This window comes from Sphingobium sp. FG58 (genome assembly GCF_057809055.1).
In genome coordinates, this window is record NZ_JBMDJF010000003.1 from 74,625 (window position 1) to 92,935 (window position 18,311).

Consider the following 18,311-nt stretch of genomic DNA (forward strand, 5'->3'; position numbering starts at 1 on the left):
CAAGCTCAGTCCCTACTCAGCACGAACGGATATTGCGTGACCTGCGTTTCTCACCCTTGCGTCAAAGCGGGTGCCGCGCCATCTGGGACGCGATGTTCAATGATCGCTCTTCCCCGCTCGCCCTGCTCCAGACCCGCCGTTCGGGCAAACCCCGCGACCTGATCGCGCCCGGCCCTGATGACGCGCAATTGCGCCAGATATTGGAGGTGGCGATCCGCACGCCCGACCATGGCAAGCTGGCCCCGTGGCGCTTCGTGGTCGTGCCGCTGGAAAAGCGCGCGGCCTTTGCCGAGTTGCTCGAAACCGCCTATCGCGCGGAAAAGCCCGATGCCGGACGGCTGGAGATTGAGGCGATGCACCAGTTTGCGCATCAGGCGCCGACATTGGTGGTGGCCCTGTCCGCACCGGTCGCAGGCAGCAAGATACCGGTCTGGGAACAGATATTGTCGGTCGGCGCGGCGATCATGAATTTGCTGAACGCCACCCATGCGCTGGGCTTTGCCGGGGGCTGGTTGACGGGATGGCCGACCTATAATCAGGATGTGCGCGCGGCCTTTGGCGCGGAAGGCGAAAGCATCGCCGGCTTCGTCTTTATCGGCACGCCGGGCAAGCCGCAGGAGGAACGACCCCGGCCAGATTATGACGCAGTGATATCAGTTTGGGACAGATAGTTACGCAACCGACCCGATCCAGCGCAAGCAACCGCCTTGCGCGCATCGCTGTATTATGGCACTGATGCAGTCATGGCCGACGATTCCAAACCCGTCTATCTCCGCCTGCGTGAGATTATTGCTGCGTCCATTTTGGATGGTGAATTTAGCGATGGCGACATGCTGCCATCGGTGCGCGCCTTTGCCGCGCAACAGGGCGCCAATCCGCTGACCGTGGCGAAGGCCTATCAGAGCTTTCAGGATGACGGGCTGGTCGTGGTGAAACGCGGCGTCGGCATGTTCGTCGCCGATAGCGCAACCCGCCGCCTGCGCGTGGCGGAACGGGAGCATTTTCTGGAAACCGTCTGGCCCCCGGTCGCGGCGCAGATCCGGCGGCTGGGACTGCGGGTCGAGGAACTGGACGCGCAGGAGGCGCAGAAGGCCTGATATCCTATACTAAGCTGCAATGATTGTGACCCATAAGACTCCTCCCCCTTGAGGGGGAGGTTGGGTGGGGGTGTGCTACGGCCAGCGTAGACGCTCGGCTTCGCCTCGCTCCCCCTCCCCCGACCCCTCCCCGCCGGGGAGGGGAGATGAGTCACAATCGTCGCACGTTAGTATTGGTCCTGAGCGGAGATCATTGCGTCATCTCCGCCCCACACTCCCGTTCGGGCTGAGCTTGCCGAAGCCTTGTCCTTTTCGTCAAGAAGGACTGCCCTTCGACAGGCTCAGGGCGAACGGGAAAAATCAAAGTCTCGCAAAGGACTCCTGCCTATAGCGCCGCCAGCGCGTCGACCGCTTCCTGTTTCCCGGCAAAATTGCCGGTCGCAGCGCGTTGCAGCGCCAGCTTCGCCTCACCCTTGCGCCCTGCCGCAGCGTAAGCCTGCCCCAGATGGAGTTGCAGCACGGGAAGTCCCGGTGCCAGCGCCACTGCCTTTTCCAGCAGATCGACCACCGCCGGTCCCTTTTCGCCAGTGCGCAGCAGAGTCCAGCCATAGATGTCGGCGGTCATCGGGTTGGCGGGCATCAGGCGATAGGCATGGGCGGCGTAGGCGCGCGCCGCAGACCGATCGCCGGTTTCCAGCGCGGCTCTGGCGAGGTCGGCCATCAGCACCGCGTCGCCATCCCCGGTCTGCGCCCGCACCGCCTGCAACAGGCGCAGCGCAGCGCGCCAGTCCTGCCGCTGTATGGCGATGGCGGCGGCAAGGCGCTGGGCTTCGACGTCATTGGGGTGTTGGGTCAGGAACAATTGCACGACCTGCGCCGCCCGCACGGCATTGCCCGCCTGCCCCCATGCGGCCGCAAGGCGCATGGCAGCGGCGCGATCGAAGCGGATATTGGCGGCGGCCTCATAAGCGCGCGCCGCGTCGGCGGGACGGCCCGCAGCGCCAAGCGTATCGCCCGCAATCAGCCAGGCGTCGGGCGCACCGGGATTGGCGCGGCTGAGCGCCTCAGCGCGGGCCAGTGCGTCCCCGATGCGGCCGGTGCTGAGCAAGGCACGGATATAGGGGATATTCTCGCGCGCCGTCGCGGCACTAGCGGGCGGTGGTCCATCGGCCAGCATCGCATCGCGCGGACTGGCGAAGGGATCGGCAGCCGCGCGCACCGGCCAGGCGGCGCGGGCCAGCATGTCGGCGGCCATCGCCCGGTTGCCCAACCCCTCCTGCGCGCGCGCGGCCAGCGTCAGCACATAGGGATCGGCGTCGCGCTGGGCGACGATCGGGGCGAGTAGCGTCGCCGCACCGGCATAATCGCCGGTCAGATATTGGGCGCGCGCCAGCAGCGTGCGGGCGGTGCGATTGTCGGGCTGGGCCGCGACCAGCGGGGCCAGCGCTTCGACGGCCAGGACGGCATTGCCCTCCTGCAAATTCAGCACGCCACGCAACAACCGGGTCGCCGGTTCATCGTCCAGCCGCCCCTGCGTGCGATCCAGCAAAGTGCGGGCAAGATCAGCCTTGCCCGCGCGCGCCGCCATTACCGCCTGCATCATCCACGCGCGCGCATTGGCGGGATCGAGCGCCAATATCCGGCGGGTCAGGCTGAGCATCGCGCCCGCCGACCCGGCATCGGCCAGCGTAGCGGCATATTGCTCCATCGTCGGGATCGAATCGGGGCTAACCGCCAGCGCCCGATCGAACCAGGGCAGCGATGCGGTCAGGCCATATTGGGCGCGGGTCAGTTCACCGCGCAGCGTCAGCGCCTTGGCATCGGCTGGGTTCAATGCAACGGCCCGGTCAGCCGCCGCAATCGCCCCCGCCTGATCGCCGGTCGCCAGCCGGAAGCGGCCAAGCTCGACCCAGTTTTCCGCATCATTGGGCGCAATCGACAGAGCCCTGGCCAGCGCATTGTGCGCCGCGCGCATATCTCCCTGCGCCATGGCGGCACGCGCTGTAACCCGCGCGACCATGTCCAGCTCAGTGTCGGGTACGTCGGGCGCGCGAGCCTCCTTGAGCGCAGCGGCGGCATCGCCCTGCAACAATAGCGCCTGCGCCATGACCGCGCGGGTCTGCGACGGCGGCGCACCCAAAGCCCGCGCGCGCTCCGCTTCGGCCTGCGCCCCTGCCCCGTCACCCAATTCCACCAGCGCCCGCGCCTGCGCCTCCCGCGCCACCACGGAACGCGGCGCGCCCTTGATCGCATTCATCAGTTCGATCCGCGCCGTGCGGGCGTCCCCCTTGTCGAGCGCCGCCAGCCCGCGCGCCAGCGCAGCGCTGCCGTCACGCTCATGCGCGCGCCATTGCCACAGGCCCGCCACGCCTAGCAGCAGGACGACAATTCCAGCAATCAGGGCGATGCGGGTCCGGCTCATGCCTGCATCTGATATTGTTTGAGCAGATCGTAGAGGGTCGGGCGGCTGATCCCCAATATCTTGGCCGCGCCCGATATATTGCCGTCGGTGCGGGCGATCGCCCGGCGGATGGCACGACGGTCGGCCATTTCACGCGCGGCCTTCAGGTTCACGACCTCGCCCCCGGCGGCGCGTTCCTCGTCCAGGTCGAGATCGGCGGCGGTCACCAGCTTGCCATCGGCCATGATGACCGCCCGCTTCATGCGATTTTCCAGCTCGCGCACATTGCCCGGCCAGGTCCAGGCGTCGAGCGCGGCAAGTGCATCGGGGGCCAGCCCCTTGACCCCAGGGTTCATCTCCCGCGCGAAGCGGGTCAGAAAATGCCGCGCCAGCAGCGCCGGGTCGCCCGGCCTATCCTTCAGCGTAGGGATGCGGATGACGATTTCGGCGAGGCGATAATAGAGATCCTCGCGGAAGCTGCCCGCTGCGATCATCTCCTCCAGATTCTGGTGGGTGGCGCAGACGATGCGGGTATCGACGGCAATCGCGGTGCGACCGCCGACCCGCTCGATCGAGCGCTCCTGCAAGAAGCGCAGCAATTTGACCTGAAGCGCCAGCGGAATGTCGCCCACTTCATCGAGGAACAATGTGCCGCCCTGCGCCTGTTCGATCTTGCCCGGCGTCATCTTGATCGCGCCGGTGAACGCGCCTTTTTCATGGCCGAACAGTTCGGATTCGAGCAGGGTTTCGGGGATCGCGGCGCAATTGATCGCGACGAAAGCCCCGTTCCGACGCGGGCTGGCGTCATGAAGCCCCTGCGCCAGCAATTCCTTGCCGGTGCCGCTGGCGCCGAGCAGCAGGACGGAGACCTGCGCGCTGGCGACCCGTTCGATGGTGCGGGCGACTTTCATCATTTCAGGCGCGGCGCTGATCAGGCGGCCCAAGACCCGGCCATCCTCCGGCGCAGTGTCGGCGAGGCGCGCATTTTCCTGCTCCAGCGCATGGACGTGGAAAGCGCGGCGGACGATCATGCCCAGTTCGTCGATATCGACCGGCTTCTGGTAGAAATCATAGGCCCCGCCCGCAATCGCATCCAGCGCGCTTTCGCGCGCGCCATGGCCGGACGCGACGATGACCTTCGTGTTGGGCTTGATCCGCAATATCTCCGCCAGCGTGGCAAAGCCCTCGCTGGTGCCGTCCGGGTCTGGCGGCAGACCAAGGTCCAGCGTTACGACATCGGGCGTTTCCGCGCGCAGCATCTCGATCGCTTCGTCCCGGTCGCCCGCGATGAACAGCCGATAATCCTCATAGGCCCAGCGCAACTGGCGCTGGAGACCCGGATCATCCTCGACGATCAGCAATTTGGGGCGCGTGTCGCTCATCAGGCGGCTTTCTCTTTTTGGTCGATCCGGGGGGCCAGCGGCAGGCGCAGGGTGAAGCGGCTGCCGACGCCGATCTTGCTTTCAACGTCGATCCGCCCGCCCATGGCCTGCGCCAGCGCGCGCGCCTCGAACGCGCCAATGCCAAAGCCGCCCACCTTGCTGGAGGAAAAGGGCTTGAACAGATCGCGGCGGATATATTCCGCGCTCATGCCCCGGCCATGGTCGATAATCTCGACCAGCACGTCGTTGGCATCGGCGGACAGGCGCAGTTCGACCGGGCTGTCGGGCGCGCTGGCGTCGATCGCATTCTGGAGCAGATGGGTGAGTATCTGTTCGACCCGCGTGGGATCAGCCAGCGCCAGCGGGGCAGTGCCGAACACTTCGACCACATGCTGGCGCGCGCGGGTGCGGGCGACCTGATCGGCCATGTCGCGCAGCGAGAGCGGACGGGGTTCCTCCGCCCGCCCCTTATTATGCTGCGACAGGCGGGCGAGCATGTCGTTCATCTTGCCGACCGATTCCTGAAGCGTCAGGACCATGTCGGCGCGGAAATCCGGGTTGTCGGCATGGCGCTGCGCATTGCGGGCGAGCAGCGAAAGCTGGCTCACCAGATTTTTGACGTCGTGGATGATGAAGGCGAAGCGGCGGTTGAATTCCTCGAACCGCTGCGCGTCGTCCAGCGCCTGCTGGCCCTGCGCCTCGCTGATATAGGTCGCGGCCTGCCGCCCGGCGGCGCGCAGCATGTCGAAATCCTCCCAGTCGAGCCGCCGGTCGATCGGCGGACGGGCAAGCAGGATGGCAGCGATCAGGCGGCCATAATGGACCAGCGGCACCAGCGCCCAGCCGCGCCTGTCCTGTGCGATCCAGTCGGGCAGGTGCAGCACGCTCTCCCCGGTCCTGGGCTTGCCAAGATCCATGATCCAACCGTTCGGTTCCCATGCGGCCACCATTTCGGGGGCCAGCGTCGCACTATCGGGCAGGTCGCCGTCCCAGTTCCAGTGCGTCTCGAAGGTCAGCCCGCCCTGTTCGTTGCGCAGCAGCAGCATGGCGGCGGGCGAATCGGTGATGTCAGCGACCGCCTTGGCGACACGCTCACCCAAGGGCGCGGCATCCTCGCCAGGGCGGCCGATCGTCTCGCCAAAGCGCATCCATTCGGTGCGATAATCATAGCGATGCTGGAAGAAATGCTTGGCGACCTGCACCTTCCACAGCGCGCGCATCTGCGGCGATGGCAGCAGCACCAGAGCGGTGACGGCGGTGAAGAATACCGCGCCGATTTCCACCACGCGGGCGTAGGGACCAGCGATGAGTTCCACCAATATGGCGGCGGCGGTCAGGGCGATGACGTAGAGGGCAATGGCAAAGAATGAGAGCGATTGAAAGGTCAGGGTGCGCGACAATTGCAGCCGCCCCGCCAAATCCTTGCGCATGCCCACCGCAATCACCGGGGCAAGCAGCGCCATCAGCAGGCCGCGCAGGGCGTAAAGTTCGCTGATGCGGGTCGGGGCGAAATAGCAGAGCGCGTAGAGATTAAGGTCGTAGGTCCACATCGCTACCAGCGCGCCGAGCAGCAGCGCCACCCCGCCCCGCTCACGCGAGGGCCAGGCAGTGTAGAGATGATGGACCAGCAGCAGGCTGCCGATCGCGGTCATCATCCGCAGCACCAGCGACACATTGACGAGCGCCCGATGCATATCGCCGTCCGGCGACAATTGCCGCCAGACCAGATCGGTCGAGGTCTGGAGCAGGATCAGCCCGGCAACAGCAGCATAGAGCGCGCTGATCGCCAGGATCGGCCCGGCCCGGCCCACCGGCCCGCGCCGCAGCATAACGAACATCGTCAGCAGCCAGGCAGCATTGCGGATGCTTTCGCCAATACCGGTCAGCGGTTTGGAGACGCCCCCGAAGGACACATAAAGCGCCCAGCAACTGGTCAGCAGCAGCGCGACCGCCAGCATCCGGGGTTCGGCTGCCTCCTCCCGCCGCCGCAGGATGAAGATGCCCAGCGCCGCAAACAGCACCGCGGCCAGCGCATGGCCCCAGTCGCCGACAAATTGAAGCAGCATGCCCATAAAGTGCGCCTCAGCGCGCGCCGTCGGGCCAGAGGACCACCCGCAGGGTTTGGATCAGGATCAAAAGGTCCAGGAAAGGCGTGTAATTCTTGGCGTAATAGAGATCATATTCCAGCTTGTGCCGGGCATCCTCGATCGACGCGCCATAGGGGTAATTGATCTGCGCCCAGCCGGTGATGCCGGGCTTTACCATATGGCGTTCGGCATAATAGCGCAGATGCTGTTCCAGATCCTCGACGAACTGGCGACGTTCGGGGCGCGGGCCGACGAAGCTCATTTCGCCCTTCAGCACGGTCCAGGTCTGCGGCAATTCGTCGATCCGCAACTTGCGCAGCCAATAGCCGAGGCGGGTGATGCGCGGATCATCCTTTTCGGCCCAGACCGCCTGACCATCGACTTCCGCGTCGGTCCGCATGGTGCGCAGCTTCACGATCCAGAATTCCTGGCCGAACAGGCCGACACGCTGTTGCCGGTAGAAAGCCGGTCCCTTGCTGTCGAGCTTCACCAATATGGCCGCGATCAGGATGACGGGGCCGGTCAGCGCCAGCAGCAGGGCGCTGGCAAGGATATCGAACAGCCGCTTGGCAAAGCTGGATATGCGGCGACCGGCGGAAAAGCCGTCGGAAAAGATCAGCCAGCTGGGATTGACGCTGGCCAGGTCGACGCGGCCCGTCTCCCGCTCCAGAAAGGTCGACAGGTCGTTGACATGGACACCGGTGGTCTTGATCCGCAACAGGTCGGACATGGGGATGGCGTTGCGCCGTTCCTCCAACGCCAGCACCACTTCGCTGGCGTTCAGGCGGACGACGAAATCGGACAGATTATAGATGGCGCTGCGGTTGATCGCTTCCTGCACAACCTGCGGCCCGTCATTCATGGCGATATAGCCGACGACCAGATAGCCAGCGCCCTTCTTCTTTTCCAGTTCGCGGATGCGGTCGGCGCGATTGCCCGCACCCAGCACGACCAGTCGCCGCTTGAACGCTTCGCCGCCCAGCATCGAACCGAGCAGCAGACGCAGCGCCAGCAGCAAGCCCATCGCCAGCCCCATCGCGTAGAGCGAGTTGGAGCGCCACAGCGTCATGCCGGGCAGCAGGAAATAGAGGACCGAGAGAAAGATGACGCCCAGCGACACAGCGACCAGCAGCCGGGCAAAGGCGAATCGGATCGATTGCAACGCTTCGGTGCCATAGACGCCGACCGCGATCATGCCGGTCTGGATCGCGAAGGCGAAGCTGAGCAGCGGCCCCATGCGGGTCGACACATGTTCGATATCCATGCCGATCTGGTGTGCGCGCAAGATCCAGCCGCCCTCCGCCGCGCAGAGCAGCAGCACGAAATCGAGCAGCCCCAGCAGCAGCACGGCGTGCGGCACATAATGTTTGAACAGCCTGATCATGGTCGCACTATCGGTCCTGGTGGTGTCGGACCTGCCCTTACAATGGCTGTAAGAAAATCCGACAGGGCTATACCCTGCCCGAAAATGGCAAAGAAATCCTGAATCCGGGACGAAAGTGCTTAAATATGGCGCGCTGGGATCATCCGATCATGTCAGCGTCTCACGCCGCTATTGATCAATTATCGTTGCGCAGCTTGTCGGCTGCATCCTTGGCCGCGTCGCCGACCATTTTGGCCGCGTCGTCCACCGACTGCGCGGCCCCGGTGACGGCTTCCGCCTGACGATCATCGCGGCGATCGTTGGTCAGGTAGAAAAAGCCGATGGCCAGGATCAGCGCCAGCGCGACCAGCGCAAACACCACGCCGCTGCCACGCGATCGCTCGACTATGGTGACATGAACCGACGGATCGTCCCGCCCCGTGGGGTCGTTGCCCATATTGCGTCTCCTTGATGGAGCAACAACGGGCAGAGCGGGCCAATCGTTCCGGTTAATCCTCTATTGGACCATGGTCACGGCCACGGCTGAGCCGGTCGACATCGTCCATAATCTCGTCCAGCACGGCTGTTTCGGTCGTCACCTGGCTGCGGCGCGACGGCAGGTCGCCGCTTTCGAGTATCTGTTCGAGCGCCGCGCGACCGCGCGCCACCCGGCTCTTGATCGTGCCGACCGCCACGCCGCAAATCTCGGCGGCTTCCTCATAGGCAAAGCCCCCTGCACCCACCAGAATCAGCGCCTCGCGCTGGGGCTGGGGCAGTTGCAGCAAGGCGCGCTGCATGTCGCTGAGTTCGACATGCTTGTCCTGCGATGCAGGCGCCGCGAGGATGCGATCTGCGGTCAGGTCGTCCCAATCGCCGCGAAAGCGCGAACGGCGCATCTGCGAAAGATAATGGTTGCGCAGGATGATGAAGGTCCAGGCACGCATGTTGGTGCCGGCCTGGAAACGCTGCCGCGCCGCCCAGGCCTTGAGCAGGGTTTCCTGCACCAGATCGTCCGCCGTATCCCGGTTGCCCGACAGCGAACGGCCAAAGGCGCGAAGGTGCGGGATGACCGCTGCCAGTTCACGCTTGAAATCCGTGTCCGAAAGCGGCGCGCGCTCTTCCGCCGGCACAATCTCGGTCAGGTCATCGCTGTCGCCAACGTCATCAGACATGGGCAGGTCCCCCTTGGTGGTTGCCGTCCTCATCCCATGAACCGACATCGTCAAAGCCATAAATGCGCCCGCATCCTAAATCATGTGCCGTCAAAAACCAGTTCCCGCAATCTGTGCCGTCAGCGCCAGAGCACGAAGAGCATTGCGATCACGGCCAGTGCCAGCGAAATGCCCAGCACATAGCGCACGACATGCTCCGTCGATCCGCCGCGCGCGTCATCGGTCGTGATATGCTGTTCAGGATCAACCATGGCCCATCTCCCGATCGTTACGCATCATTAACGCCAGCAACGATCGGGAGTTCCACCAGTTGGTTATTAACGCCCTGCCGGTCAGGCAGGCGCAGTTGCCTCGTCAAAGAACAGCGCCTGCGAAATCGCCGCCTTGACGGTCGACCGCTGGAACGGCTTGGTGATCAGGAAGGTCGGCTCTGGCCGTTCGCCCGTCAGCAGCCGTTCGGGGAAGGCCGTGATGAAGATCACCGGCACCGAAAATTCAGCCAGTATGTCCTTCACCGCGTCAATGCCGCTGCTGTCGTCGGCCAACTGAATGTCGGCCAGCACCAGCCCCGGACGATCGGCCAGCGCTTCGCGCACCGCATCCTCCGCGGTCACGGCGATGGCGGTCACATCATGGCCCAGATCACGGACGATGGTTTCAATGTCCATCGCGATGATCGGCTCATCCTCGATAATCAGCACCTTGGCGCGGGTCTGCGCCTCGATTTCGCTGAGTGCTTCCTCGACCAGCGCCTCCACATCGGCGCTGTCCATGTCGATCAGATAAGCGACGTCATCGACGGTGAAGCCTTCCAGCGCGGTCAGCAGCAGCGCCTGACGCGGCAGCGGGGTCAGGCGGGCAAGCCGCGCCTGCGCGATCGCTTCGCGGCTGCCGCCTGACGTGACCGGAATATCCTCCAGATGGGAGGAGGACCAGATGGCGTGGAAGGTGCGATAGAGGCCCAGACGAGGATCGACGTCGGACGGAAACTCCTCCGGCGCGGCGACGATCGCCTCCAGCGCGGCGCGGACATAGGCGTCGCCATGCGCCTGGCTGCCGGTCAACGCGCGGGCATAGCGCCGCAGGAACGGAAGATGGGGGTGCAATTGCTGTCCAAGCGACATCGTCAAATCTTCTCCCTGCCCATAAGGGGCGTAATGTTCCGAAGCATCGGCGCCGGCATATATGTGTGGCGTGTGAAAGGATGGAATGTCCCTGCCGTCATGGCAACCCCCGTCCCCCAAACATTGCCAAAAGCGCGGCTGCATAAAAAATGCTTCATTCGTCGGAACCATCAACGGGGAGATTTGTTTCGCAGCCATATGGATTTTTCGATTTTATCGTGAATTTTGTATCAATCGCGCGGGACGACGAATTGACGTCCTGCAAGAATCCCGCAAATACGGGCAGGCTGGCGTGTCAGATATTGCTTCAGAGGGGCTGATTTTGGTTTCTTCATCGACGGAACGTAATGCGGCGGGAGGGGGTAAGCCAGATGGCGTTACCAGCCCGGACAGCGGCCCTCATGCCGCTTCGTCACCCCGCAAGCGCCGTGCCGCCCCCAAAGAAGATGGCCATGTGTCCCAGGCGCTGCGCACCGTCTATCAGCGCGCTGTGGATGAAGATATCCCCTCCGAAATGCTCGATCTGCTAAGCAAGCTGGACTGACACAGCCATGAACGGGGGCAGCCTTCCTCCGGCCGCCCGCACCGGGACCGCCCGATCGTCGGGCGTGCCGCTTGTTGGATTTTTCCGGTCAACCGGTGTCAAGATGTTCCTCATCCTGACGCTGGCGCTTCTGCCGTTGGGGCTGATTGCGCTCATCGCCTCGCTCCAGGCCATCCGCACCGCTGACCTTGAAAAGGAAGCCCTGCTGCGCGTCGCGGTGACGCAGAGCGCACGCAAGCTGACCGCCGATCTGCAATCGGACCGGACGGCGCTGGAACTGACCGTCAACGCCCTGGCCAGCCCCGGCGGCGAGACGGGCATCTGCCAGCGGCTGGAACTTTTCCTGACCTCGCATGACCGCGATGGCGGGCATTTTTACATTTACGACCGGCGCGGCACGCGCCTGTGCGGATCACCGGTCCCGGAACCCGCTGGCATCGCCATCGGTGAGCGTTTCGCGGGCAAGGACGCGCAACTGCTGCCCGCGTCGCAATTTCTGGTGAGCCGGGTACGCAGCCGTAATGGCGCGCTGGTCGGCTTTGCCTATTATTCGCGCGCCCACCTCGAAAGCGTCGCCGATCCCGCCACCGCACTGCAAAACCGGCAACTGACCCTGCGGCAGGGTGACGCGCGGATGGTGATAAGCCGTCCCGGCGGCCCGCCGATCAGCGGCCATAGCAGCAGCCTGTCGGCCCGCCTCGACCCGCCCGACATCGTGCTGACCATGACGGTGCGCGATCCGCCCGCAACGGTTGCCCGGATGCTCTCGCTCTTCCTGCCGCTGGTCATGTGGTTCGCGGCGGCGGCGGTCGGCTGGTTCGTGGTCAATCGCCTGTTGATCCGCCCGCTGGTGCTGCTGCGCCGGTCGGTTGCGGCCTATCATCCGGGCGAAGTGCTGGAGCCGTTGCAAAAAATCCGTACCCCCGCGCAGGAGATCGTCGCGCTGGGCGAAACTTTCCGCGAAATCAGCGAAGATGTCGCCACCCATGAAGCGGAAATGGCGCAGGGGCTGGAAACCCAGCGCAAGCTGACCCGCGAAGTGCATCACCGGGTCAAGAACAACCTTCAGATCATCGCCAGCCTCATCAACCTGCACGCCCGGTCCGCGCATGATCCCGAAGCGGTGGAGGCCTATGCCTCGATCCAGCGGCGGGTCGATGCGCTGTCCGTCGTCCATCGCAATCATTTCGCCGAACTGGAGGATAATCGCGGCGTCGGCGTACGCCCGCTCATCAGCGAATTGTCCGCCAGCCTGCGCGCTACTGCCCCGGCGCAGGCCCGGCGCTTTGGTATTCAGATCGACGCGGACGACCTGCACATCAGTCAGGATGTCGCCGTGCCGATCGCCTTTCTGCTGACCGAACTGGTCGAACTGGCGATGATGCTCGACCCGCATGGCGCGATGCGGATTGCGGTGCGGGGGGTGGCGGGTCGCGACAATCGCGCGCTGCTGAGCGTGCGGTCGAGCGGCCTGCGCGCGTCGGACGCGATGACCATCCATCTGGCCGAACGCTATGGCCGGGTGCTGACCGGCCTGTCGCGCCAGCTGCGCGCGCCGCTGGACCATGATGCGGAAGCGGGCGGCTATACGATCGAGATCAGCGTCATTCCCTGAAGCGCGATGCCTACACCTTGATCCGTTCGCTTCGAGCCCTTCGACTGCCCGCCTGCGGCAGGCGCTCAGGATAAACTATGTCGAGAAACAGCGCGCCGGTTTCTCGACTTCGCTCGAAACGAACGGAGGTTGGAGCTTTCACGCCAAAATCATCACGCTCAGGCGCGCTGATAATCCCGGCGGAAATCGGCGGCGAATGCGGCGAATTGGCCCGCCGCGATGCTGTCGCGGATCGCCTGCATCAGCGATTGGTAGAAATGGATATTATGCTGGGTCATCAACATCGCGCCCAGCATCTCTCCGGCTTTCACCAGATGATGAAGATAGGCCCGCCCCCAGGTCGCGCAGACCGGGCAGGTGCAGCGCGGGTCGAGCGGGCCGGTATCTTCGGCAAAGCGGGCATTGCGGATATTGAGCGGCCCGGCCCAGGTGAAGGCCTGCCCGTTGCGACCCGACCGGGTGGGCAGCACGCAATCGAACATGTCGATACCGCGTTCGACCGCGCCGACAATATCGTCGGGCTTCCCCACGCCCATCAGGTAGCGCGGCTTGTCCTGCGGCAGCATGTCCGGCGCGAAATCGAGCGTGGCGAACATCGCCTCCTGCCCCTCCCCCACGGCTAGCCCCCCCACGGCATAGCCGTCGAAGCCGATGTCGATCAGTTGCTGCGCGGATTGCTGCCTTAAACCTTTGTCCAGCGATCCCTGCTGGATGCCGAACAACGCCGCACGCGCCGCATGGTCGCCGCCTGCGTCAAAACCGTCGCGCGACCGCCTGGCCCAGCGCATCGATCGCTCCATCGACCGCGCCGCCTCGTCATGGGTGCAGCCATTTTTGGTGCATTCGTCGAACGCCATCACAATGTCGCTGTCGAGCAGCCGCTGGATTTCCATCGACCGTTCGGGGGTCAACATATGTTTGGACCCGTCGATATGGCTGGAAAAAGCGACGCCCTGCTCGCTCATCTTGGTGAGTTCCGACAGGCTCATCACCTGATAGCCGCCACTGTCGGTCAGGATCGGCCGGTCCCAGCCCATGAAACCGTGCAGGCCGCCCAGCCGCGCCATGCGCTCCGCGCCGGGACGCAGCATCAGATGATAGGTATTGCCCAGGATGATGTCGGCCCCGGTCGCGCGCACTTCGGCCGGGCGCATCGCCTTGACCGTGGCGGCGGTGCCGACCGGCATGAAGGCGGGCGTGCGGATCTCGCCGCGTTGCATCTGGATCGCGCCGGTGCGCGCCTTGCCGTCAGTCGCGGCGATGGAGAAGGAAAAACGGGTCTGGGTCACGCGCGCCGTTTATGAGCGAACGGGCGCAGGCACAAGGGTTCAACCCGCCTTGCGCACGCCTTCAAACAGCATCAGCGCGTCGATGTTGAAGCCTTCGACCCGGCGATAGGGACCGATGAAGCGCAGGCAGTCCGCCGACAGGCGCAACGGCCATGCCGCGCCCGCCGCATCATGGAGGGCCAGCGTGACAAATTTGGAGTCCTGATCGCGGTCGTTCATCCGACTGTCGCTAATTAATAAAGGTTAACAAAGCCCTGAGCGACGATCGACAACAGCCGGGAACCGGCGTGTTTGTTGTATTTTCATCACATCGAGTCTCATTCAGGCCATTTTGTGACGACGCGTTTGCAACAGTTCCCTACAAAAATAGTTAACGTGCTGTTCACCGACGGGGGGTTGATTGCATCCTCCATGCGAGCCTGTTCTGTTCAGTCGGAATAGAAAAACGGGGACGCAGATGATTGATTCAGGACGGTTTAATCCGGCAAGAGACGTGGTCGAGACCGCGGGTGAGGAGCATTTTGCGCCTGACACCGATCAACCGGCCTTTTCCGTAACGGAAATAGCGGCTCCGACCGACCGCTCCACCCTTTTCGACCTGGGCCAGATCGATGTGCGCTGGGACGAGGAACTGGCGACCCTGTGGGCCTTCATGACCCCGCATGAACGGCCCAATTCCAATATGGGCCTGATTCGCGACACGATGGCGTGGCAGCGCGAGAGCAAGCGCGTCTATGGCGGCGCGGACGGCAGCGGTCGCGATGGCGCGCTCAAATTCATGGTGCTGGGGTCGCGCTTCCCCGGCGTGTTCAATCTGGGCGGCGATCTGGAAATGTTCGCCGAATGCATCCAGCGCCGCGATCGCGCCACATTGCTCAGCTATGGCGTCGCCTGTTGCGAGATTGTCGATCGCATCTGGCACTGCAACGACATGAACATCATCAATATCGGGCTGGCGCAGGGCGACGCGCTGGGCGGCGGGCTGGAAGCGCTGATGTGCTTCGACGTCATCATCGCCGAGCGGCAGGCCAAATTCGGCCTGCCTGAAGTCCTGTTCGGCCTGTTCCCCGGCATGGGCGCCTATTCGGTGCTGTCGCGGCGGGTCGGCCCGGTGCTGGCGCGAGAGATGATTGCCGAAGGGCGCATCTACAGCGCGGACGAAATGTGCGAGATGGGCATTGTTGCGCAGGTCGTCGATCCGGGCGAGGGCGAGGCGGCGACCGCCAAATGGATTGCCGACCATAGCGCGCATCATGCCGGTTATGTCGGCATCAACCGGGCCGGACGGCGGGTCAATCCGCTGACGCTGGCCGAACTGACCGACATTGTCGAGACATGGACCGATACGGCCCTGTCGCTGTCCGATCGCGATTTGCGGATGATGCGGCGGCTGGCGGCGGCGCAGACCCGCTTACGCTGAAACGCCGTCGCGGCGGCGGGTCAGGCCTGACGCCGCGGCCGTTTGTGGATGACGGGATCGGGGCGTTCCCCCCCTTCGAGCGGACCGTCGGCGATCATTTCGGCGATCCGCTCGCTCGTCACCGGACGGCTGAACAAATAGCCCTGCACATTGGTGAACCCGGCTTCACGGGCGTGGTGTAGCTGGTCCGCCGTCTCGATGCCTTCGGCCACCGTATCCATCGCCAGATCACGGGCAAGGTTACCGATGGCGCGCACGATCGCGCGGTCCTCCGCATTGGAGCTGACCCCCGCCATGAAGCTCTGGTCCACCTTCAGCGTATCGAACCGGTAGGAGCGCAGATAGGATAGCGAGCTGTAGCCGGTGCCGAAATCGTCGAGCGCCAGCCGCAGGCCGATGCGCTGCAATTCGCGCAGGATCGCGTTGGTCTGGCCGCTATCGTCCAGGAAAATCGACTCAGTGACTTCCAGCTCCAGCCGCCGTGCGGGCAGGCCCGTTTCCAGCAGCGCGGCGATGACGTTGCCGGGCAGGTCATGCGACTTCAATGAGGCAGGCGACACGTTGATGGCGATGCGGACCTCGCCGGGCCAGGAGGCAGCGGCGATACAGGCTTCGCGCAGCACCCAGCCGGTCATCGCCTCGATCATGCCCATGCTTTCGGCGATCGGGATGAATTCGCCGGGCGAGATTGGTCCCAGCACCGGATGATCCCAGCGCAGCAGTGCTTCGCAGGCATCGATATGGCCGCTTTCCAGATCGACGATCGGCTGGAACAGCAATTTGAGTTCATTCGTCTCCAGCGCGCGGCGCAGCCCGGTCTCGATCTCATGGACGCGATTGAAGCGTTCCTTGAGCGACCAGTTGAAGCTGGACGCGCGATTGCGCCCTTCCCGCTTGGCTTCGTAGAGCGCCAGGTCGGCATGTTGCATCAACTCGTCCATGTCGCGCCCGTCCTGTGGCGCGACGGCGAAGCCGATGGAGGCGGTCACCTGGAGATGATTGTCCGACAGGTCGAAGCCATGGGCGAAATAGGTGATGATTTCCTGCGCGATCGCCGCCGCCGTCACCCGGTCCGTATCGGCGCAGATGATGACAAATTCATCGCCGCCAAAACGCGCGATCCGGCCGCGGCCCTGCACGACCTCGTCCAGCCGCTCCGCCACCGCGCGCAGCAACTGGTCGCCGACCATATGGCCCAGCGAATCATTGATTTCCTTGAACCGGTCAATGTCCATCCACAATATGGCGACGGCATCGTTGCGCTTCTGGCTGGTTTCGAAGATTTCGCGCAGCCGCATCTGCATCGCCATGCGGTTTTCAAGGCCTGTCAGGCTGTCGAAGCGGGCGAGTCGCTCGAATTTTTCAGCAAGCAGCGACTTGTCACGCTTGCCGACCAGCGCCTGGACAACGATGCGATGGGTCGTCGAGCTGATTTCCGCCAGACCCAGCACCATGGCGACCATGGCGATCGACAGGACGCGATAGCCGGTCGATCCTTCCAGCCATAGCCCGGTCGCGGTCGGCAGCAGGGTAAGGCACACCTGCCCGATGGCGATCTGGACGCGCCCTGCATTGCGGCCGGAGATACCGCCTGCATAGCCCGTCGCCATTGACACGCTCAGCATATGGATGACCGGATTGGCCGATCCGATCAGCGTCACGAAACCCATCAACCCCAGCAGCCCGGCATAGGCCCAGGCGCCCAGTTCATAGGCCAGTTCCCAGTTGCGCGAGGCGACGGCGGTGCCGCGCACCAGCTGGCGATGGAAGAAAACTGCGGAAATGACACGGAGAGTGGCCACCACGCAGATTGCGATCACGACAGCATGGATCGCCGGAAAGTCGCTCATGCTGCTGATAACGATGCCTACGGCGGTGCCAGTGGCCGCGCCGATGGTCAGGGATGCAGGAGACGCATAGAGGGATTCGACGAGGCTACGCCGAACGTCGGCGTCCTGCCCCGGTCCTCGCGCCAAGCGCTTTTCCAGCAATGTCCTCAAAGCGCGCAAATTAGCGGGTCTCCGGTTCCCAGACCCGGTGTCGCATTTTCCCTTTATTTTTTGGTTAATATTGCGGCAGCGCCATCCGAAGGGTTGCCCGGCTTGAACCGGCCGGTCGGGCTGATATGGCAGCCCCTTCCCGAACCCATAGCCCGGAGCCTGCCCGATGCACCCGCTTGATCGTCCCGTCTGGCATACGCTGCGCAGCGGTTGGGGGGCGTTGGCGCAGGGGGATGACAGGGCGATGCGGCTCGATCCCGCTTATGGCCCCTTTGCGGCGACCGGAGATGACGGCCCGGACAGCCTGATCGCGCTGGCCGCGATGGCAACCGGCGATAGCGAAATGTGGCTGGTCGGACAGGATGTGGCGGTGGAGCCGCCGGATATGACGATCGCGCGCACCGCGACGTTGGCGCAGATGGTCGCAACAACGGTTACCCCTGCCCAGGCACCGCCGTTTGAGTGGACGGTGCTGGGCGAAGCCGATGCGGAAGAGATGCGCGCGCTGGCGTTATTGACCCGGCCCGGCCCCTTCCACCCGCTCACCCATCGGCTGGGCCGCTTCATCGGCGTGCGCGAGCATGGGCAACTGGTCGCGATGGCGGGCGAGCGGATGCGCCTGCCCGGCTTTACCGAGGTCAGCGGCGTCTGCACCCATCCCGATTTTCGTGGACGGGGTCTCGCGGGCGCACTGATGCGGATCGTCATGCAGGCAATGCTGGACCGGGGCGAGACGCCCTTCCTGCATGCCTATGCGGCCCATGACCGGACGATCGCCCTCTACGAGACGCTGGGCTTTGCGGTGCGGGCGGAGCTGCCGATGGTGGTGCTGGTGCGTTGACCTCACGAAAAAGGCCGGTGGATCGCTCCACCGGCC

Annotated in this window: 17 protein-coding genes; 6 read left to right on the forward strand and 11 right to left on the reverse strand. The window is 64.3% G+C overall.

The window, feature by feature from the left end; all coding sequences use genetic code 11:
- Window positions 1-92 precede the first annotated feature (92 nt).
- A complete protein-coding gene (locus ACODR8_RS05090) occupies window positions 93-671 on the forward strand; it encodes a nitroreductase family protein (RefSeq protein WP_489006249.1) in 579 nt (192 codons plus the stop codon).
- A gap of 72 nt (window positions 672-743) precedes the next feature.
- Window positions 744-1,097 (forward strand): GntR family transcriptional regulator, encoded by a 354-nt coding sequence (locus tag ACODR8_RS05095; protein ID WP_489006250.1) that lies wholly within the window; start codon window positions 744-746, stop codon window positions 1,095-1,097.
- A gap of 325 nt (window positions 1,098-1,422) precedes the next feature.
- Here ACODR8_RS05095 and ACODR8_RS05100 read toward each other — a convergent pair whose 3' ends face one another.
- From ACODR8_RS05100 to ACODR8_RS05135, 8 genes are all read right to left on the reverse strand, one after another.
- Window positions 1,423-3,459, reverse strand: coding sequence for a tetratricopeptide repeat protein (locus tag ACODR8_RS05100; RefSeq protein ID WP_489006251.1), 2,037 nt, complete (start codon window positions 3,457-3,459; stop codon window positions 1,423-1,425).
- Window positions 3,456-4,820, reverse strand: a complete 1,365-nt coding sequence (gene prsR, locus ACODR8_RS05105) for a PEP-CTERM-box response regulator transcription factor (protein ID WP_489006252.1) — start codon at window positions 4,818-4,820, stop codon at window positions 3,456-3,458. Before prsR ends, ACODR8_RS05100 begins: the two co-directional genes overlap by 4 nt.
- A complete protein-coding gene (prsK, locus tag ACODR8_RS05110; RefSeq protein ID WP_489006253.1) occupies window positions 4,820-6,892 on the reverse strand; it encodes an XrtA/PEP-CTERM system histidine kinase PrsK in 2,073 nt (690 codons plus the stop codon). Before prsK ends, prsR begins: the two co-directional genes overlap by 1 nt.
- 10 nt (window positions 6,893-6,902) lie before the next feature.
- Complete coding sequence (locus ACODR8_RS05115) at window positions 6,903-8,291, reverse strand: TIGR03013 family XrtA/PEP-CTERM system glycosyltransferase (RefSeq protein WP_489006254.1); 1,389 nt, start codon at window positions 8,289-8,291, stop codon at window positions 6,903-6,905.
- Between the two features lie 175 nt (window positions 8,292-8,466).
- Window positions 8,467-8,727, reverse strand: coding sequence for a hypothetical protein (locus tag ACODR8_RS05120; protein ID WP_489006255.1), 261 nt, complete (start codon window positions 8,725-8,727; stop codon window positions 8,467-8,469).
- A 52-nt stretch (window positions 8,728-8,779) separates the two neighbouring features.
- The gene (locus tag ACODR8_RS05125; RefSeq protein ID WP_294132333.1) at window positions 8,780-9,442 is read right to left on the reverse strand and encodes a sigma-70 family RNA polymerase sigma factor; all 663 of its coding nucleotides are present in this window, start codon (window positions 9,440-9,442) and stop codon (window positions 8,780-8,782) included.
- A 119-nt stretch (window positions 9,443-9,561) separates the two neighbouring features.
- Window positions 9,562-9,693 carry a hypothetical protein gene (locus tag ACODR8_RS05130; protein WP_006967174.1) on the reverse strand — a complete coding sequence of 44 codons (132 nt, stop codon included), beginning with the start codon at window positions 9,691-9,693 and terminating at the stop codon, window positions 9,562-9,564.
- 81 nt (window positions 9,694-9,774) lie between these two features.
- On the reverse strand, window positions 9,775-10,566 hold the full coding sequence (locus tag ACODR8_RS05135; RefSeq protein ID WP_217672390.1) for a response regulator: 792 nt from the start codon (window positions 10,564-10,566) through the stop codon (window positions 9,775-9,777).
- 85 nt (window positions 10,567-10,651) lie between these two features.
- Here ACODR8_RS05135 and ACODR8_RS05140 point away from each other — a divergent pair, with 85 nt between their 5' ends.
- The gene (locus tag ACODR8_RS05140) at window positions 10,652-11,110 is read left to right on the forward strand and encodes a NepR family anti-sigma factor (RefSeq protein WP_489006256.1); all 459 of its coding nucleotides are present in this window, start codon (window positions 10,652-10,654) and stop codon (window positions 11,108-11,110) included.
- A gap of 103 nt (window positions 11,111-11,213) precedes the next feature.
- On the forward strand, window positions 11,214-12,725 hold the full coding sequence (locus ACODR8_RS05145) for a sensor histidine kinase (protein WP_489006484.1): 1,512 nt from the start codon (window positions 11,214-11,216) through the stop codon (window positions 12,723-12,725).
- 158 nt (window positions 12,726-12,883) lie between these two features.
- On the opposite strand, the gene tgt is transcribed toward ACODR8_RS05145, so the two are convergent.
- Window positions 12,884-14,014, reverse strand: coding sequence for a tRNA guanosine(34) transglycosylase Tgt (gene tgt / locus ACODR8_RS05150; protein ID WP_489006257.1), 1,131 nt, complete (start codon window positions 14,012-14,014; stop codon window positions 12,884-12,886).
- A 39-nt stretch (window positions 14,015-14,053) separates the two neighbouring features.
- Window positions 14,054-14,233, reverse strand: a complete 180-nt coding sequence (locus ACODR8_RS05155; protein ID WP_217671832.1) for a hypothetical protein — start codon at window positions 14,231-14,233, stop codon at window positions 14,054-14,056.
- Between the two features lie 238 nt (window positions 14,234-14,471).
- Between ACODR8_RS05155 and ACODR8_RS05160 the strand changes: the two genes are divergently transcribed.
- Window positions 14,472-15,434 (forward strand): crotonase/enoyl-CoA hydratase family protein, encoded by a 963-nt coding sequence (locus tag ACODR8_RS05160; protein ID WP_489006258.1) that lies wholly within the window; start codon window positions 14,472-14,474, stop codon window positions 15,432-15,434.
- Window positions 15,435-15,454: 20 nt separating this feature from the next.
- On the opposite strand, the gene ACODR8_RS05165 is transcribed toward ACODR8_RS05160, so the two are convergent.
- Window positions 15,455-17,443: a putative bifunctional diguanylate cyclase/phosphodiesterase gene (locus ACODR8_RS05165; RefSeq protein WP_489006259.1), complete on the reverse strand. Its 1,989-nt coding sequence runs from the start codon at window positions 17,441-17,443 to the stop codon at window positions 15,455-15,457.
- Between the two features lie 157 nt (window positions 17,444-17,600).
- Here ACODR8_RS05165 and ACODR8_RS05170 point away from each other — a divergent pair, with 157 nt between their 5' ends.
- Window positions 17,601-18,275 (forward strand): GNAT family N-acetyltransferase, encoded by a 675-nt coding sequence (locus ACODR8_RS05170; RefSeq protein ID WP_489006260.1) that lies wholly within the window; start codon window positions 17,601-17,603, stop codon window positions 18,273-18,275.
- Window positions 18,276-18,311: the final 36 nt, after the last annotated feature.

What these genes read in the sequence shown, in the direction of transcription:
- ACODR8_RS05145 (WP_489006484.1), top strand. Translation starts at nt 11,214, where the DNA reads ATGTTCCTCATCCTGACGCTGGCGCTTCTGCCGTTGGGGCTGATTGCG.
- ACODR8_RS05170 (WP_489006260.1), top strand. Translation starts at nt 17,601, where the DNA reads ATGCACCCGCTTGATCGTCCCGTCTGGCATACGCTGCGCAGCGGTTGG.
- ACODR8_RS05120 (WP_489006255.1), bottom strand. Translation starts at nt 8,727, where the DNA reads ATGGGCAACGACCCCACGGGGCGGGACGATCCGTCGGTTCATGTCACC.
- ACODR8_RS05125 (WP_294132333.1), bottom strand. Translation starts at nt 9,442, where the DNA reads ATGTCTGATGACGTTGGCGACAGCGATGACCTGACCGAGATTGTGCCG.
- ACODR8_RS05090 (WP_489006249.1), top strand. Translation starts at nt 93, where the DNA reads ATGTTCAATGATCGCTCTTCCCCGCTCGCCCTGCTCCAGACCCGCCGT.
- ACODR8_RS05115 (WP_489006254.1), bottom strand. Translation starts at nt 8,291, where the DNA reads ATGATCAGGCTGTTCAAACATTATGTGCCGCACGCCGTGCTGCTGCTG.
- ACODR8_RS05155 (WP_217671832.1), bottom strand. Translation starts at nt 14,233, where the DNA reads ATGAACGACCGCGATCAGGACTCCAAATTTGTCACGCTGGCCCTCCAT.
- ACODR8_RS05160 (WP_489006258.1), top strand. Translation starts at nt 14,472, where the DNA reads ATGATTGATTCAGGACGGTTTAATCCGGCAAGAGACGTGGTCGAGACC.
- ACODR8_RS05095 (WP_489006250.1), top strand. Translation starts at nt 744, where the DNA reads ATGGCCGACGATTCCAAACCCGTCTATCTCCGCCTGCGTGAGATTATT.
- ACODR8_RS05130 (WP_006967174.1), bottom strand. Translation starts at nt 9,693, where the DNA reads ATGGTTGATCCTGAACAGCATATCACGACCGATGACGCGCGCGGCGGA.
- prsK (WP_489006253.1), bottom strand. Translation starts at nt 6,892, where the DNA reads ATGGGCATGCTGCTTCAATTTGTCGGCGACTGGGGCCATGCGCTGGCC.
- ACODR8_RS05135 (WP_217672390.1), bottom strand. Translation starts at nt 10,566, where the DNA reads ATGTCGCTTGGACAGCAATTGCACCCCCATCTTCCGTTCCTGCGGCGC.
- ACODR8_RS05100 (WP_489006251.1), bottom strand. Translation starts at nt 3,459, where the DNA reads ATGAGCCGGACCCGCATCGCCCTGATTGCTGGAATTGTCGTCCTGCTG.
- ACODR8_RS05140 (WP_489006256.1), top strand. Translation starts at nt 10,652, where the DNA reads ATGTCCCTGCCGTCATGGCAACCCCCGTCCCCCAAACATTGCCAAAAG.
- prsR (WP_489006252.1), bottom strand. Translation starts at nt 4,820, where the DNA reads ATGAGCGACACGCGCCCCAAATTGCTGATCGTCGAGGATGATCCGGGT.